Source organism: Methylobacterium sp. Leaf94, from assembly GCF_001426045.1.
Lineage (GTDB): Bacteria > Pseudomonadota > Alphaproteobacteria > Rhizobiales > Beijerinckiaceae > Methylobacterium.
The window spans coordinates 1-16,878 of the sequence record NZ_LMRM01000036.1; the positions used below are offsets into that span (position 1 = coordinate 1).

Here is a 16,878-nt window from a genome sequence, read left to right on the forward strand (position 1 = left end):
AGGTTGGTAGCGACCGATGTGCCCAGCGCGTCGGTCCGCCCACCAACGGTCGTGATGGCGGTGGTGTTGGCGGTGACCTGAGTGTTGGTGGCGGCGAGCTGGCTGCCGTTCACCGCGTCGGTCGAGGTCGTGGTGAGACGACCGGCGGCGACGTTCTGGATCTGGCGCTCCGTACCGACGCCGCCAACGGAGACCACGCCCGCCGGGGTACCCCCAGCAAAGGTGTAAGCGGTGCCCCCGATGGTGGCCCCGGCGACCGGAACCGCTGCGGCGCTAACGGTCGAACCCTGACCGATGGCGACGCTGGAGCCGGCGAGACCGGCTGCCACCGAGGCACCGTTGCCGAGCACCGTGGCGTTGGCGGCACCGTTGTCAGTGGCGCCGTTGCCGACCACCGTCGAACCAGCGGAGGCGATGGCGTTGGAGCCGACGGCGAGAGAGCCGACGCCTGTAGCGGTGGTGGTGAAGGGGCCTGCATCGCCGCTGCGGACGGGGAAGTCGTTTGCGGCGATGGCGCCGGCCAGCTGGCTGACGTTGACCGCGTCGGTGGCGGCTGTGCCGGCAGCGACATTGTGTAGGGTGACCGGGCCGGCGGCGGCGCCGACAAGGGTGACGTTGTTACTGGGCGTCTGCGGGGTCGGGACGCCGGCGGCTGTGGAGTACTGCACCGGCGCGCCGGTTTGCAGAGCGGTGATGGCGCTGCCGACGTTGGTCTGCGGTGATCCGTAGACGTTATAGGTCGGTGCGGAGACCGTGCCCGCAGCCGGATCGTAGGTCGAACCGCCACCGAGGTTGTTGGCGACCGAGGTTCCAAGCGCAGAACTCTGGGCGCCTACTGCCGTCACCGCCTGGTTGGTGGCGAAGAGCTGGGAGCCGTTCACGGCATCGGTGGAGGTCGCCGTAAGACGGCCAGCCGCGACGTTCTGAAGTTGCCGCTCGGTACCGACAGCGCCGAACGAGACCGCGCCTGCCGGGGTCGCTCCGGCGAAGGTGTAGGCGGTACCGCCGATGGTGGCCCCGGCGACCGGAACCGCTGCGGCGCTAACGGTCGAACCCTGACCGATGGCGACGTTGGAGCCAGCGAGGCCCGCCGCCACCGAAGCACCGTTCCCAAGCACCGTGGCGTTGATGGCACCGTTGTCGGTGGCGCCGTTGCCGACCACCGTCGAACCGGCGGCGGCGGCGGCGTTGGAGCCGACGGCGAGAGAGCCGACGCCTGTAGCGGTGGTGGTGAAGGGGCCTGCATCGCCGCTGCGGACGGGGAAGTCGTTTGCGGCGATGGNGGCGTTGGAGCCGACGGCGAGAGAGCCGACGCCTGTAGCGGTGGTGGTGAAGGGGCCTGCATCGCCGCTGCGGACGGGGAAGTCGTTTGCGGCGATGGCGCCGGCCAGCTGGCTGACGTTGACCGCGTCGGTGGCGGCAGTGCCGGCAGCGACGTTGTGCAGGGTGACCGGGCCGGCGGCGGCGCCGACAAGGGTGACGTTGTTACTGGGCGTCTGCGGGGTCGGGACGCCGGCGGCTGTGGAGTACTGCACCGGCGCGCCGGTTTGCAGAGCGGCNGGCGGCGCCGACAAGGGTGACGTTGTTACTGGGCGTCTGCGGGGTCGGGACGCCGGCGGCTGTGGAGTACTGCACCGGCGCGCCGGTTTGCAGAGCGGCGATGGCGCTGCCGACGTTGGTCTGCGGGGATCCGTAGACGTTGTAGCTCGGGGCCGAGACAGCTCCCGTGCCCGGATCGTAGGTCGAACTGCCACCAAGGTTGGTAGCGACCGATGTGCCCAGCGCGTCGGTCCGCCCACCAACGGTCCGTACCGAGGCGGACCAGACACGTACGGTGCGGAACTGCGCAAGCGAACCCTGACAGTCAACATGCNGTAGCTCGGGGCCGAGACAGCTCCCGTGCCCGGATCGTAGGTCGAACTGCCACCAAGGTTGGTAGCGACCGATGTGCCCAGCGCGTCGGTCCGCCCACCAACGGTCGTGATGGCGGTGGTGTTGGCGGTGACCTGAGTGTTGGTGGCGGCGAGCTGGCTGCCGTTCACCGCGTCGGTCGAGGTCGTGGTAAGACGACCGGCGGCGACGTTCTGGATCTGGCGCTCCGTACCGACGCCGCCAACGGAGACCACGCCCGCCGGGGTGCCCCCAGCAAAGGTGTAGGCGGTGCCCCCGATGGTGGCCCCGGCGACGCCGACACCTGCTGCAGTGGTCGAATTGGAGCCGAGCGCCACGCTGTTCGCTACGCTGGCGTTGGCGCCTGAGCCCAGCGCCAGGCTGCGGGTGGCTGCGGCCGCAACCGTTGCAGTGTCTCCAACAGCGACCGAACCCGCATTTCCGGCGGTCGTCGTATTACCTATCGAGACTGAGCCCTGACCGGCCGCGACCGCCGTATTACCGAGCGCGACCGCGCCGTTCGCGGCGACGCCGGCCGCCGTGCCCGTGGAGGTGGCGATCGAATTGAAGCCCTGTGCGATGGCGCCCTGTCCGTTGGCGACCGAGGGATCTCCCAGCGCAACGGCCCCGTCGCCCGTCGCAGTGTTGCCGCGACCGATCGCGACCGCGCCGCCCGCCGCCGTGCCGGCATTGGCGGTCGAGCCGGAGCCGATCGCCACGTTCTGACCCGTTGCGCCGGTCGTCGCATTGAAGCCAAGCGCGACAGAGTTCAACGAGCCCGTCCGGGCCAAGGTGCCTATCGCCAGAGCGTTAGTAAAAGTACCAGTCTGAGCCCCGTCGCCGATGGCGATTGAGGACGCGCCGGTGGCGGAGGAGCCGGTGCCAATGGCGATCGCACGGATGCCGGATGCGGCAGCACCAACGGTCGCTATCGGCGTCGTCGCACCGCCTTCCGCTGTCGTGTCGCCGGCGCCCAACGCGATGGATGCGGCCCCCGTCGCTTGCGTAGCGCCCGTCGAGCCGAAGCCGCCTGTGGCGCCGCCCAGTGCCAGCGCACCGATCCCGCTCGCGTTCGCGCTTTGGCCAAGGGCGATCGCTCCGTTGGCCGTCGATTGCGACTGGCGACCGATCGCGATCGAGGTCTGGCCAGTGGCATTGGTCGCATTGCCCACGGCGATGGACCCGTCGCCCGAGGCAACTGTCGGAAAGTCGGCTCGAATACCGATGGCAAGTGCATTGAGGCCGGTAGCCTGCGCGCCGGAGCCGAGCGCCGTCGAAGCGTCAAATGCAACGGCGCCGAAGCCCAACGCAGTGCCCCCTGTCGACCTCGCATTGAAGCCGATCGCCGTTGCCGTAGATCCGGGTTGGCCGCCTGCGGCAGCGCTAGCGCCCGTACCGATCGCGAGATTGTTCGTGCCGGAGGCCGTCGCTAAATCGCCCAGCGCGACCGACGAGACGCCGGCTGCGGCCGAACCCGTGCCGATCGCGATCGCGCGGATGCCACTGGCGGACGCCGGAGCTGCCGCGGCCGGCGTGGTAGCGCCGCCCTGAGCTGCCGTGTCGCGATTACCGAGCGCGAGAGAGTTTGTACCGGTGGCGGTGGCGTTAAGACCGAAAGCGGCAGCACGCAACGCTGCGGTCGAACCGAAACCGACGGCTAGACCACCATCGCCGGTGACCGAAGAATAGCTGCCAAGGGCGGTGGCTCCCAGCACATTGCCCCCGCTCGCACCGCAGCCCAGAACATTCGAATATGAACCGTTGCCATCGACGGGAGGGTTCGAGGTTGTACGAACGATGCCGTCAGGTCCAATCCCGACAGCTCCACAGCCACCGCCGTTCCCGGGTGTGTAGACGTTCGCGGATGCTGTCGAGGGCAGCAGGAACCCCATGGCGAGTGCCCCAGCGGCGACCGTAACGCCAGCAACAGACATCACGCGCGCTGATACGCTGCTATTAGTGCTAGGCAACCCGAGCCCAAGTGCCTTGCGATTCATGCCAAGGCACCGATGCGCCATACGCATTGAATTTATCAGTCTTCTTTTTGCAGAATCAGTGAGTCGCAATGCATAATTGCTTCCAGAAAGGCAATTATTAGCGGCATACCCGGAATGAGTTCTTCTGGTCATAAGACAATGCCTCAAGATCATGACAATTCACACAAGAAACAAAGCCGTCAACGGCAATCATTGCGTACAGCCAAACAACGCAACCCACAACCTAGAATTTTCTTCTTTCGCGCGAGTGTTGCGCGAACTCCTCGCATTAATAGAGTTGTATTCTTATAAAGAATGCAAAATTCTAATCGCAAAAACGTGAACTGGCTTGTCACGGGAAACGCAGTGAGCCACCTGAAAACTATAGTAAAGCTGAAGAAATCTGTAGGCTCTTCCGAGTTCGCTCAGGGCGATCGACACAGACCCAGCAAACTGGTCCGCGCTGAGCGCGAGTTTTTCGGGCATCCTGAACCCTGAAGGAGGGAGGATGCCATGCCTCGCAAACGCTTCGCGAACAAACAGATCGCCTTTGCCCTGCGGCAGGCGGAGAACGGCGTGACGGTGGACGAAGTCTGCCGGAGGATGGGTGTATCCGAGCCGACGTTTTACCACTGGAAGAAGCTGTTCGTCGGCATGGGCGTGCCTAAGGTCCGGCGGTTGAAGCAGCCGGAGGATAAAAACGGCAAGCTCAAGCGGTTGGTCGCAGACCTGACGCTGGACCGCTCGATGCTGCAGGACGTGCTCAAGCGAAAGTGGTAAGGCCTGCCGTTCGCCGTGAGGTCGCCGGTCACCTGCAGGCGGCCTATGGGATCAGCGAGCGCCGGGCCTGTCTGGCCACCAGCTTCGGCCGTTCATCCCAGCGATATACCAAGCGCTCTGATCCGCAGGTCGCGCTGCGGATGCAATTGAATGAGTTGGCTGCCGCACGGGTCCGCTACGGCTACCAACGGCTGCACATCCTGTTGCGACGGGAGGGCTGAAAGTTGAACCTTAAGCACACCTACCGGATCTACCGCAACGAGGGGTTGTCGATCAAGTCCAAGCTGCCCAAGCGCAAGCGGGCCCAGCGATATCGCCAAGTGGCCTGCCCCCATTCGGTGGCCCAGGTTCGAAGTTAGTGCATCGTCGGTCGGGTGGCGATGGCAGGGCGAGCGGACGGCACTGATCCGCTCGGTTTCGTGGGCCAGATGACGACCTCCGGCGCAGGTGGCTGGTATCCGAGCGACGAATGCGGCCGGATGTTGTTATAGTGCCTTCGCCATTGCTCGATCACGACGCTGGCTTCCTTGAGGATGTAGAACACCTCGCCGTTGAGAAGTTCGTCCCGGAGCTTCGCCTTGAAGCTCTCGCACTAGCCGTTCTCCCACGGGCTGCGTTGCCGATCGCGCCTTGGCAAAACATAGCACGGAGCAGGCATAGCACCCGGTATCACTAATGGGGCAAATTCTGCCTGGAGGGCGGTAGCCTACGTACTACCGCCCTCAGCGTCCTCCAGCGGCGATCGCCTTGCGGGGACGTCCTGGACGCTTCGGCTTTGCGACGGCTGGTGCCTCGGCAACTGTCTCCTTAGCTCCAGCAGCCTTGGCCTGAGTATCCTTGCCTGGACCTTTCTGGGCCTGTCCAAGCCCAAAAGAACGAGCAAGTGCGGAACGCGCCGCCGAGTAGCTTGCGGCGACCATGGGGTAGTCGGCCGGAAGACCATGTTTCACGCGGTAACTCTCAGGCGTTAGGCCGTGCAGAGTGAGATGCCGACGCAAGGTTTTGTAGGATTTGCCGTCCTCGAAGCTGATGAGGCCATCTGGCTTGATGGATTTCTTAATTTGGGCCGAAGTAGCCTTCGTAACGTTGTTTTTCAACGAAGTGATAGAGCTAACTACTGCGAGGCCCTGAATGGCCACGTGCACACTGACCAACAGCTTGCCAAGCTCGCCAACAGGCAGGGAATTGTTGGAAACGTAGGCTGCCACGATGTCGGCACTTAGCTCAAGGTAGTCCGCCTCTTGGGTCAATTCGACTTCGGTCATTATATCGTTCTCATATCGAAGGAAGATTTAGCTGTAAGACGCAATAGGACAAAAAAAATCAATCGAACTTTTCAAAAAATAAGAAGATTTGAAGATTATCCCTATCAGCAGGTATGCATCGGCAACCCTGAATGGCTGCTGCGGCAAGGACCGGATGAGTTATGCATTCATCCGGCATGGATCTCCTACGATATGATGAAGCTAGGATCGTCGGGTGTGCCTCATCAAGTGCCTAGAGGCGGACGTTTCCAACTTCAGCAAAGGGTTGGGAGCGGGCGCTGTCGCAACGTCCGCTCTCACCCATTCGCACCCTGTAGCGGACCGCCGGCTTTTCCGCCTAATCCGGCCGTGAAGCGGGCGGACGCGTCCCGGCCCCACCGGTGCGGGTTCCGGAGGCGACGTCCGCGGGCGGACATCTGAGCCAGGCCCGCTCGCGTCGCGACGGGGCAGCCCCTGTGGTTTTCGCGCGCGAGGCACCCGGCGAGGCCTTCACCGGTGTCGGCCGATCTGCGTCTGCGTGTCGTGCCGACCGCGGCGGAGACCGCGTTCCATCGCGCGCCCGCGCGGTCTCCCAATCACGGCTGCGCAGGACGCGCGACGGGACGGCGGTCGCGGTGGCCCGTTGCGGGCGGTGACCGGTCGATCGTCGGCGAAAACTTGAATTGCACGCGATCGGCTCGCGCAAATGTGAGATGGCGTCTCCCCAGGCGCGGCGGAGCCCTTCGAGCCCGCTTGGGCGGCGCGGCACCTTGATTTTCGAGGCCCGCAGCTGATGTCGCTCGCGATGCAGGATCGTAGAAGCGCGTCCGTCCCGCGCGGGGCGCCGCGCCTGGCGCCGCCGTCCACGACGGGCCGCCGACGCCGGTCCTGCGCCGAGAGGATTTTGATGAACACGATGACGACCGACAAGACCGACACCGCCTCCTACCCGATGGCGGGCCAGTGCCCGTTCGGAGGCGACCGCATCGGCGGAGCCCTCGGCAGCCGTCCGGCTTTGGAGAACTGGTACCCCCACCGGCTCAGGGTCGAGCTCCTGCACCAGAACGGGCTGGCCGCCGATCCGCTCGGGCCGGATTTCGACTACGCTGCCGCCTTCCAGGCGATCGACCTCGACGCGCTCAAGGGCGACATCAAGCAGTTCCTGACCTCGTCGGTGGCCTGGTGGCCGTCCGATTACGGCAATTACGGCCCGCAGATGATCCGCATGGCCTGGCATTCGGCCGGCACCTACCGCATCGCCGACGGGCGCGGCGGTGCCGGCACCGGGATGCAGCGCTTCGCACCGATCTCGAGCTGGTGGGACAACGGCAACACCGACAAGTCGCGCCGCCTGCTTCAGCCGATCAAGCACAAGTACGGCAACGGCCTGTCCTGGGCTGACCTGATGGTGCTCACCGGCAATTGCGCCCTGGAGATCATGGGCCTACCGACCTACGGCTTCGCCGGTGGGCGCCTTGACGCCTGGGAGGCGGACGACGCCACCTATTGGGGGCCTGAGGTCGTCGAGATGGGCTCCGTCGCGAGCTTCGACGAGATGGTCAACCGCGACGAGCGCTGGCGCGGAAAGAACGGCGACCCCGACTACGACCTGGAGAACCCGCTCGCCGCCTCCCACCAGGCGCTGATCTACGTGAACCCCGAGGGGCCCTACGCGAACGGCGATCCGCAGGGCTCGGCCAACGACATCCGGGTGACCTTCACCCGCATGGCCATGAACGACGAGGAGACGGTGGCGCTGATCGCCGGCGGCCACGCCTTCGGCAAGAGCCACGGCATGACGCCGGCCAAGGAGATCGGGCCGCCGCCGGAGATGGCGCCGATGGAGGCGATGGGGCTCGGCTGGCACAACCCGAACGGCACCGGCGCCGGCAAGGACACGATGACCAACGGCATTGAGGGGAGCTGGACCCCCGACCCGACGCAGTGGGACAACGCCTACCTGGAGAACCTTTTCAAGTTCGACTGGGAGCAGACCAAGAGCCCGGCCGGCGCCCTGCAATGGACGCCCAAGGACCCAAATGCGCCGAGGACGCCGGACGCCCACGTCGCGGGGCAGTCGCACCCCCTGATGATGATGACCTCCGACATCGCCCTGAAGGTCGATCCGGAGTACCGCAAGGTCTGCGAGAAGTTCCTCGCCGACTTCGACGCCTTCACGCAGGCCTTCTCCAAGGCGTGGTACAAGCTCACCCACCGCGATATGGGTCCCAAGCACCGCTACCTCGGCCCGGAGGTGACGATCGAGGACGGCCTGCTGTGGCAGGATCCGATCCCCGACGCGACCTACGCCCCGGTGGGCGAGGCCGAGGTCGCCACGCTCAAGCAGGCGATCCTGGCCAAAGGTCTGTCGGTCTCGGACCTCGCGTTCACCGCCTTCTCGGCAGCCTCGACATACCGCGACAGCGACAAGCGCGGCGGCGCCAACGGCGGCCGCCTCGCGCTGAGCCCGCAGAAGGACTGGGCCGTCAACCGCCGGGCCACGCCCGTGGTCGAGGCGCTCCGCAGCGTCATGGCCACGTTCAACGGCGGGCGTGACGACGGCAAGCAGGTCTCGCTCGCCGACCTCATCGTGCTCGCCGGCTGCGTTGCTGTGGAGAAGGCCGCCTCGGATGCGGGCATCAAGACGCGCGTGCCGTTCACGCCTGGGCGCGTCGACACCACTCAGGCGCTCACCGACATCGAGATGTTCACGTGGCTGAAGCCGGTCGTGGACGGCTTCCGCAACTACGTCGACGACGGGTTCGGGGCGATGGCGCCGCGCCTGTCGCCGGAGGAGATGTTCCTCGACAAGGCCAACCTGCTGACGCTGACCGCGCCGGAATGGGTGGTGCTGACCGGCGGCCTGCGGGCTCTGAACGCCAACCACGACGGCTCGAACCGGGGCGTCTTCACCGACCGGGTCGGCGTGCTGACGACGGACTTCTTCCGGACCCTAACCGACACGAACCTGGTCTGGGAGAAGGCCGACGCCGCCGGCACCACCTTCGCCCTGAAGGACCGCGCAAGCGGGCAGGCGAGGTTCGAGGCGACGCGCAACGACCTCGTCTTCGGGTCGAACGCGCAGCTGCGTAACATCGCCGATGCCTATGCCGGCAGCGACGGCCAGCAGCGGTTCGTCGCGGACTTCGTCCGGGTCTGGAACAAGGTGATGATGCTCGACCGGTACGACGTGAAGGGCCACCGGCGTCAGGGGCCGATGGCGGCCTGATTGACGACGGACGCGGCAGCGCGCCCCCGTCTCACCACCCGGTGAGACGGGGGCGTCGACGGCCCGACGCCGCCGCGACTGGAACGGGTTCGGCGATTTGATAGCCCGGGCGCGCTGACGCTCACCAGGAGCGACGCCAGCCATGCCCGGAACCGAGATCCGCCTCGCCCTCGACGCGATCCCGATGGAGGGCATGAAGGAGGGGGCGGCCGGGGACGAGACGGTGCTGTTCGTGCGCGACGCCTCCGGCGTTCGGGCGTTCCAGGCCAAGTGCCCGCATCTCGGGGCGCCGCTAGCCAAGGGCGAGATCTGCGGCGGACGCCTCTACTGCCACTGGCACAAGGCCGCCTTCGCACTGACCGACGGAAGCCTGGAGGAGCCACCGGCCCTCGACGCCCTGACGCGCTACCCCGTCCGCATCGAGGGGGCGGACGCCGTCGCGATCCTCACGCCGGAGCCGGCGCCGACGAGGTCGGCGGGCGCGACCGTGGCGAGCGTGCTCGTCGTCGGCTCGGGTGCCGCAGCCGTCGCCCGCATTAAGACCCTGCGCCGCGAAGGCTATCGCGGCCGCATCACCATGGTCGGCCGCGAGGCGCACCCGCCCTACGATCGGACCAAGCTGTCCAAGCAGTTCCTGGCCAAGCCGACCCCGCCGGAGAGGGTGCTGATCGAGCCCGACTTTGCGCAGGTCAACGCGGTCGAGCGGATAACCGGGGAGGTCGTCCGGGTCGATCCCGTCCGGCGCGACATCACCCTGGCTGACGGCCGGACCATGACGGCCGACGCGATCCTCGTCGCGACCGGAAGCCGGGCGGTGGTGCCGGAGTTGCCGGGACATGATGTCCCCGTCACGGAGCTGGGCGGGGTCTTCACCCTGCGCAACCAGGGTGACAAGCGGCTCGATTACGGCGGCCACACCAAGGGTTTCGACCGGGTCGTCCTGCAGAGCGACCCCGCCGCCCTCGATTTCATCGCCTACTACGCGACGGGCAACTGGGTGACCGCCGCCTGCAGCAACGGCCGCAAAAAGGCCTTCACCGCCTTCCTGCACCTGCTCGGACTCGGGCGCCTGCCCGCGGCGGCCGAGATCGAGGCCGGGGCGGACCTGCCTGCCCTCGCATGCGAGGCCGCCTAGGGTTCGTCCGGCGACCGGTCAGGGCTCCCGGTAAAGAGAGGCCGCCGCGGGCGACATGGCTTGCCCGTCACGGCGCGTTGGCGCACCACGCCTTTGCGCCACGTAGACGGGTCGTGGCCTCCTGTTGCGTTAGCGGTGGAACGTCGGCAGGCGTCGCGGTCCGACCGAACTTCCTGTCGCCTGGGTTTGCTTCCCGAAAGCGGACCGGCTGCGAACCACCCATCTCGGTCGCGGGTCGCTGCCTCATCAGCCTCGAAGCGGACGTTCCGAAGGTCGCTAGAGGGTCGGGACCCGGTCCGTCCACTCTACGGCTGGATCGGGTGGGGAGCGGACCCTGACCCTTCGCCCTGAAGCAGACCTTCCGGCGCCAACTTACCCACGTCGTCACCGCAGCCGCGACTTTCCTACAAAGTAGGATGTCTTTGATCGCGTATTTTGGCATCGCGCTACGGCGCTGGGCAGGTCTGGAAGGGATCGTCTCCAGCCTGCGGTCTTGCAATCCAATCTAGATCGTAGCCAAAATTCGCGACGTCGGTTTCCACTTGCCTCGAGTATTCGTGTATGTTCAGATATCAAGATATCGAATAACATCCGGGAGCCGCGCATGGCCACGGCAGCGCAAATTGACACGCTCCTACCAGTGTCGGCCGTCGCGCCGTCGAACAATCAGCGATTGTTCCTGCGTTATTTCACGGCGATCCTGATCGACCTCGTCGTGCTGAATTTGTTCGTCGAATATTCTGGGAAAGTGTTCATCGAGTCGTTCACGATTTCCCTGCTGGCCGCCATCCTGTTGCAGGTCTTGCTGAAGCTGACGATCGTCGTCGAGCATTGGGTTGCCGATTTTTTCAATGCAAGATCCGGCGCTCTCATGAAATTTTCGCGCTTCTTCTTTGCCTGGCTTGTCCTGTTCGGCTCCAAGTTCGTGATCCTGGAGGCTCTGACGGTCGTGTTCGGCACAAGCGTCCGTTTCGAGGGCGCCTTCCACGGGATGGTGACGCTGATCGCGGTCGTGGTGACGATGCTTGTCGCCGAGGAGGCGATCGTGCGGCTTTATCGAAAGCTCAACTAAAAGATCGCTCCAGCCATGGCTCAGATTTCAGAGGATCACGAGGGCGACAGCTCTGTGCGGGACCCTCCCGCACATCGCCAAAGCCCCAGGAAGAACCCGGTGCGCCGCATCACCCTTGTGGTCGTAGCGCTGGGCGCGATCCTCTTCGCCTACGGCATCGCTGGTGACCGCGAGACGCCCTACACCGCACAGGGTCTGGTCCAGGCCTACCTCGTGCGGATCGCCCCGGAAGTCGCCGGCAAGGTCACCGAGGTCGGCGTCCGGACCGACCAGCGCGTGAATGCCGGCACCGTTCTGTTCCGCATTGATCCAGACGCCTACGCACTTGCCGTCCGCCGCGCCGAAGCGAAGCTCGAAGCGGCTGGGCAGTCCATCGGTGCTTCGACGGCGGCCGTGGCCTCTGCCCAGGCCAAGCTCGCCGACGCGGTTTCCAAGCGGGAGAATGCGCGCGAGCAGACGGCGCGCATCTTCGAGTTGGTCAGGAAGGGCGTCTACGCCCAAGCCCGCCAGCAGCAGGCGCAGACGACTCTCGAATCCGCCGAGGCAGTCGTGTCTCAGGCGCAAGCCGAGGTCGAGAAGGCCCAGCAGACCCTTGGGCCTCAGGGCAAGGACAATCCCCAGATCAGAGAGGCCATGGGCGCGCTGGAGCAAGCGAACTTCGACCTGACACGCACTACGATCGTTGCTCCCTCCGACGGCGGCGTCACCAATCTCTCGCTTGCGGTCGGTCAGGTGCTCGGCAAGGGCGAGGCCGCCATGACCTACATCGACTTGCGCGAGGTCTGGATCGAGGCTGCGTTCCGGGAGAACAGTCTTGAGAGCATCAAGGTCGGCGATCCCGTCGAGATTGTGCTCGACATCCTCCCAGGGCGGGTACTGGCGGGAAAGGTCGGGGCCCTCGGCTACGGCGTCGGAAACCGCAGCGTCGATGTGCGCACCGGCTTGCCAAGCCCGCGCAGCCAGAGCGGCTGGATCAGAACGCCCCAGCCCATGCCAGTGCGCATCGAGTTCGACCGGGAAACCCGTCCCCTGCGGGTCGGCTCGCAGGCGAGCGTCATGGTCTATCCCAGCGACAATGCCATCATGAATGCCATCGGCCGCTTTCGGATGCGGCTCGTTGCGCTCCTGACCTATGTCCACTGACCTGACGAGCGACCCAGAGCCTGTAGGAGTACGCCGCACCGCGCTCCGTCTCGCCTTCGGTGTGACCGCGTGCTTCGCGCTCGTCGAGGCGCTCGGGTGGGACGCCACGTTCCTAGCACCTCTGCTGACGGCGCAGATGCTCACGAAGCTGCGGCAGCCCCCAGGCCTGACCCAGGGCCTCTTCCTCGTCGTTCTGATCGGACTATCGATGGGAGCGGTCCTCGCGATCACGACGTCACTCCTCAGCCACCCAGCCGCCCTGCTCCTTACCTTCGCGCTGCTACTCTACCTGTCATTCTACGCTCACCTGAGGGGCGCACCGAACCTCGTGACGCTCCTCGTCCAGACCTCGGTGGTCTCCCTGCCCGTCCTTGCCGTCGCCTCGCCCGACGCTGCCGTGGGATTTGCTGGTGCGCTCGCCTCTGCAGGCTTCGTGGCGGTGATGGCGGCCTGGGTCGCGTTCGCGGCATTCCCCGGAGACGCGACCGATACCGCACCTCAGGTGCCAGCCGGCGCCGCGAATGCTCCCGGCCCGCCTGAGGCGGCACGGGACGCGCTTCTGAACACGCTCGTCCTGCTGCCGGTCCTGACAGGGTTCGTTCTCGTGGCGTCGGAACTCGCTGTCGTCGTGCTGATCGTGATCGTGAACCTGCTCCGTCAGCATGATCCCCAACAGGGGCAGCGCGCGGCGTTGGGGCTAATCCTCGGCAACTTCATCGGCGGTTTGGCGGCGGCTGTCGTCTACAACTTGATCCTGCTGAACGAGACCTACCCGTTCTTCGTGGTGGTGTGCTTTGCGGCAACCCTCGCCTTCGCAGGCCGCATCGCGACCGCCGGCCAGCGTGCGCCGGTTTACGTCATCGCTCTCACAACCTTCATCCTGCTGCTGGGCCTCGGGATGACACCGTTGCCGGGCGGGAGCAGCGAAGCCTTCATCACGCGGCTTGCCAACGTTCTATGGGCCTCCGCCTATGCGGTCGGGGCAGTCTCGGTCCTAGAATTCTGGCGCATACGACCAATCCACAACGCACCCATCCAGACCCGCGCGCGATGAAGCCCTCCCTCAAGATCGCAGCGGTCGTGGGCATTCTCTTTGCGGGGATCTCGGTTGGTGCCTACACCCTGACGCGCTACCCGGTGCTGATCTCCGCCCGATACACGTTGACCTTGGCGACCGGCCCAGTCGGAAGCGACGGGCAGAAGGTGCTCGCCGCCTTCATCCGCGATCTATCCGCCGAGCATCCCCTCATCCGCTTGGTCCCCATCCCGACCGACACTTTGTCCGAGAGCGGAAAGGCTCTCATGGAAGGCCGCGCCGATCTCGCTGTCGTGAGGAGCGACGACGAGGCGGCTGCGAACGGACGAACGATCTTCGTGCTTCGGCAGGACGGGGTTGCGGTTCTTCTGCCACCGGAAACAAAGATTGAGAACGTGAGCGAGTTTGCGGGCAAGCAGGTCGCCGTGGCGAAGGGGTTCGACGCCGGCCTGCTTAGAGCCTTCAGTGAATTCTACGGCCTGCGCGGGGCCGATCTCATCGAGATGCCGGCGGCGGAATTCGGGCCCGCGCTGAAGGCGAAGCGGGTCGTCGCCGCGCTCACCTCTGGCCCGGTCGGACCGGGGCCGATCCCGGACGCCTTCGCCGGTATACGGAAGAGCTTCAAAGCGAAGCCGTCTTACCTCGACATCGCGGAAACGGATGCCATCGTCGCCCGGGTGCCTGCCTACAAGTCAGTCGAGATCAAGCAGGGGATCTACGGGGGAACGCCGAGCGAACCGGATGAGGCGATCCACACCTTCGCAGTCCGCACCCTGCTCGTTTCTCGGGCCTCGCTACCGGACCGCGTGGCTGGTGAGATCACGCGGCTTATGCTGACGACGAAGGCGAAGCTCGTCGCCGTTCTGCCAGCGGCGGGACAGATGGAGGCGCCCGAGACCGAGCGGTCCGCACTGCTCCCCGTGCATCCGGGAACGCTGGCCTACCTGAACGGCGAGCAGGAAAGCCTCCTGGACCAGACGGTCAACGTCTACTGGCTCGCGGTCATGGTCTTTGCCATCCTCGCGCCCCTCGTGGGCTGGATCGCGTCACGGCGCCGGCTGCGCCGCAGCCACGAGGAAGGCGCCAAACTGCGCCGGGTGATCGAACTGGTTCGGCTGGCCAAGATCGGCAGCACCATGCAACTCTCCGCCGCTGACGCGGAGTTCGAAGACATCACGGAGTGGCTGTTCGAGAGGCTGGTAACGGGCGAGATCGAGCGCGACCACTTTCAGTTCCTGGAGCGGATTATCGCGCAGGCGCGTGCCACCATCGCCCGGCGCCTCGGCGATCTGGCCGTGACCGAGGCGCAGTTGAAGGCCAATTCCAAGCCACGCCTCGTGTCGTCCACACAGACTGACCAACCCGACCCCGCATCCTAGCGACGTTCAGTCGACGGCTACTCAATGGCCTTGCCCAGCCGCTCAAGTTCCAGCGAGTAACAGAACAGCGCGAAAAGGACCGCGATGATCGTGATCCCCTTGGTCACAGCCTGACCGAACGGCGGGAGCACCTCGAGTTCAGGCAGGTGCCTGAAGAAGACCACTGAGAAAAAGGCACCGCCGAAGAAGAAGCTCGCACGGCTGGAGAACAGGAGCAGGTGTCCGACCAAAACGTTCCGGAACGGCACGGAGAGCGGCACGTAACGAAGCCTCACTCAATAGCAGGATTGTAGGACGACAACGCCGCCGATGATGATCGCGTGACGCCAAGGTTCAAGATCCTGCGGCTCTCCGAGGCGCGAGACCATCCGCCGGAAGACCGGTAGGATCATCCAAAGCAGGCTAGAGGCCACCGTGGTCTGAAGGATGAGAAGGGCACCGTAAGCGGCTGCACTTCGTGACGGTTGACCCATGCAGCCTCCCCCAATTGGGTCAGCACGCACCGGGATCGCTCCTTGCGTCAACCTAAGACCCGGCTCGATGCCGATGAAGGTTCCCGAATGGCATCTGTCTCAAGCGCTCGCGGAGTGCTTAAAGGCGGCCGTCCGTACTCGCCTGTCACGCTTGAGCAAGACCTGGAAGCCCAAAGCAGGTAGACCGCCGGCGGTTCCTCCCGCACAGGACTTCCTGGCGGGTAAAGCCAAAGGCTTCAAGCAACCGTGATCCTGACGTGTGAAGCGTCGGGCTCGAAACCAACGAATGTTGCCCTTACCGCCGGCCCTACTCTCACGCGGAGGGTGGAGAAGCGGTGACGGGTGTCACCAGCGTCGGAAGCGCCGCACACCAACTGCCCGCGGCCCGTAGTATCCGCGCCGGACAACCCCTACCGCCCGCGGGCCATAATATCCATGCCGGACAACCCCCACTGCCCGCGGCCCGTAGTATCCGCGCCGAACGACGACCGAGCCACGAGGGCCGACGCAGCCGGCCCGATAGACGCCACGAGCGCAGACGACGGCATTCGCCTCCGTGGGGACGTATGCAAGCAGGCCCACGAAGAGACCGAAAGCGACCAGGACGTACTTCATGATAAGCCCTCCGCCGATTGCCGGGTGATCACATCAAAAGTATTAAGCCGATCCATAGCGGCCGGAACTGTAGCATCCTACCACAAAAATGCCTGATTATTTGTGACGACTTGAGTGTTGGGATAAATTGCAATTCCCTCTCATGCAAAAATGTTGCGCTGGCAACTCTGTGTACCCATCCCGTTGCCGCCGGCGGCAACGCCAGGAGCTTTGCGTCCGGGTGGACCTGAGGTGCAAGCCTGCTTCCAGCGAAACATATTCAAGCTCTCGCCTGGATGTCAGCCAAGCAATCAACCCCTACTCAAAGACGCAAGGAAGTGACCGAGGGTTGGAGGTTCAGCCGACAGCAACGCCGGCATCACGCAACGGCCTGACGCCCTCAGAGACTGTCTCTGCCTGTCTACTGCCAGAGCACCCCGTACACCACTACGGCGCAGCTAGCCGCAATGACGGAGAATACGAAAGCGAGCACTGTAGACTCGCTGTCTACCTGTACGCGAAAATTGCGTAGAACTGCCATAGCCGGGCTCCGTTCTGCTTAATCAGCATTAGAGCAGAGTATGAGGCGGATGGGAACGGCTCAAGCCCGAGAAGCTATCGGTTTCTAACATGTAAGCGGCGGACGAGATGCGGAACGAGCAGTGCCGCATCGCTTGGTGCGATGCGGCGAGAAGCAGGTTGCCCTCGATCTTCCTGCTTGGGTAGCCGGGCTCACAGAGGGTGCTGGAGCGCCTCTGTATGGCTCGCGGATCTTGGCTGCTTCATCGCATTTTCAACCTTGCCGATGAGAGCAGCTAATACCAATCCTCACTGATCAGAACGCATGGGCCCATCGGCGCAGTCCGATGGACATGAGGCGCCAGGGTTGGGCGATGATTTTGTTCCAGGCATCGCAGCAGTGATCGA

Annotated in this window: 9 protein-coding genes and 4 pseudogenes; 7 read left to right on the forward strand and 6 right to left on the reverse strand. The window is 65.0% G+C overall.

What is annotated here, in order from left to right; genetic code table 11:
• From ASG63_RS27085 to ASG63_RS27095, 3 genes and pseudogenes are all read right to left on the reverse strand, one after another.
• A partial coding sequence (locus ASG63_RS27085; protein ID WP_443189811.1) for a beta strand repeat-containing protein occupies positions 1 to 1,163 on the reverse strand: 1,163 nt, incomplete at its 3' end.
• A 120-nt stretch (positions 1,164 to 1,283) separates the two neighbouring features.
• Positions 1,284 to 1,535 (reverse strand): annotated as a pseudogene (locus ASG63_RS27090) (hypothetical protein); the annotation flags it as partial.
• A gap of 339 nt (positions 1,536 to 1,874) precedes the next feature.
• A pseudogene (locus ASG63_RS27095) lies at positions 1,875 to 4,040 on the reverse strand (beta strand repeat-containing protein); the annotation flags it as partial.
• 339 nt (positions 4,041 to 4,379) lie between these two features.
• Between ASG63_RS27095 and ASG63_RS25450 the strand changes: the two are divergent.
• A pseudogene (locus tag ASG63_RS25450) lies at positions 4,380 to 4,992 on the forward strand (transposase); the annotation flags it as partial.
• A 9-nt stretch (positions 4,993 to 5,001) separates the two neighbouring features.
• On the opposite strand, the pseudogene ASG63_RS24525 reads toward ASG63_RS25450, so the two are convergent.
• Together ASG63_RS24525 and ASG63_RS24530 are read right to left on the reverse strand one after the other, a co-directional pair.
• Positions 5,002 to 5,259, reverse strand: a pseudogene (locus tag ASG63_RS24525) (integrase core domain-containing protein); the annotation flags it as partial.
• A gap of 109 nt (positions 5,260 to 5,368) precedes the next feature.
• Positions 5,369 to 5,911 carry a MucR family transcriptional regulator gene (locus tag ASG63_RS24530; RefSeq protein WP_082559375.1) on the reverse strand — a complete coding sequence of 181 codons (543 nt, stop codon included), beginning with the start codon at positions 5,909 to 5,911 and terminating at the stop codon, positions 5,369 to 5,371.
• Between the two features lie 886 nt (positions 5,912 to 6,797).
• Between ASG63_RS24530 and katG the strand changes: the two genes are divergently transcribed.
• The 6 genes from katG to ASG63_RS17995 all read left to right on the forward strand — a co-directional run bounded on the left by katG (position 6,798) and on the right by ASG63_RS17995 (position 14,884).
• Positions 6,798 to 9,119 carry a catalase/peroxidase HPI gene (gene katG / locus ASG63_RS17970; protein WP_056219606.1) on the forward strand — a complete coding sequence of 774 codons (2,322 nt, stop codon included), beginning with the start codon at positions 6,798 to 6,800 and terminating at the stop codon, positions 9,117 to 9,119.
• A 142-nt stretch (positions 9,120 to 9,261) separates the two neighbouring features.
• Entirely contained in the window at positions 9,262 to 10,254 is a 993-nt protein-coding gene (locus ASG63_RS17975) for an FAD-dependent oxidoreductase (RefSeq protein ID WP_056219610.1), read from the forward strand.
• 604 nt (positions 10,255 to 10,858) lie between these two features.
• A complete protein-coding gene (locus ASG63_RS17980) occupies positions 10,859 to 11,326 on the forward strand; it encodes a hypothetical protein (protein WP_056219613.1) in 468 nt (155 codons plus the stop codon).
• Between the two features lie 99 nt (positions 11,327 to 11,425).
• Positions 11,426 to 12,469: an HlyD family secretion protein gene (locus tag ASG63_RS17985; protein WP_244479961.1), complete on the forward strand. Its 1,044-nt coding sequence runs from the start codon at positions 11,426 to 11,428 to the stop codon at positions 12,467 to 12,469.
• Positions 12,459 to 13,523 carry a DUF2955 domain-containing protein gene (locus tag ASG63_RS17990; RefSeq protein ID WP_056219618.1) on the forward strand — a complete coding sequence of 355 codons (1,065 nt, stop codon included), beginning with the start codon at positions 12,459 to 12,461 and terminating at the stop codon, positions 13,521 to 13,523. Before ASG63_RS17985 ends, ASG63_RS17990 begins: the two co-directional genes overlap by 11 nt.
• On the forward strand, positions 13,520 to 14,884 hold the full coding sequence (locus ASG63_RS17995; RefSeq protein ID WP_056219620.1) for a TAXI family TRAP transporter solute-binding subunit: 1,365 nt from the start codon (positions 13,520 to 13,522) through the stop codon (positions 14,882 to 14,884). Before ASG63_RS17990 ends, ASG63_RS17995 begins: the two co-directional genes overlap by 4 nt.
• A 17-nt stretch (positions 14,885 to 14,901) precedes the next feature.
• On the opposite strand, the gene ASG63_RS26590 is transcribed toward ASG63_RS17995, so the two are convergent.
• Complete coding sequence (locus tag ASG63_RS26590; protein ID WP_244479962.1) at positions 14,902 to 15,144, reverse strand: hypothetical protein; 243 nt, start codon at positions 15,142 to 15,144, stop codon at positions 14,902 to 14,904.
• Between the last annotated feature and the right edge of the window lie 1,734 nt (positions 15,145 to 16,878).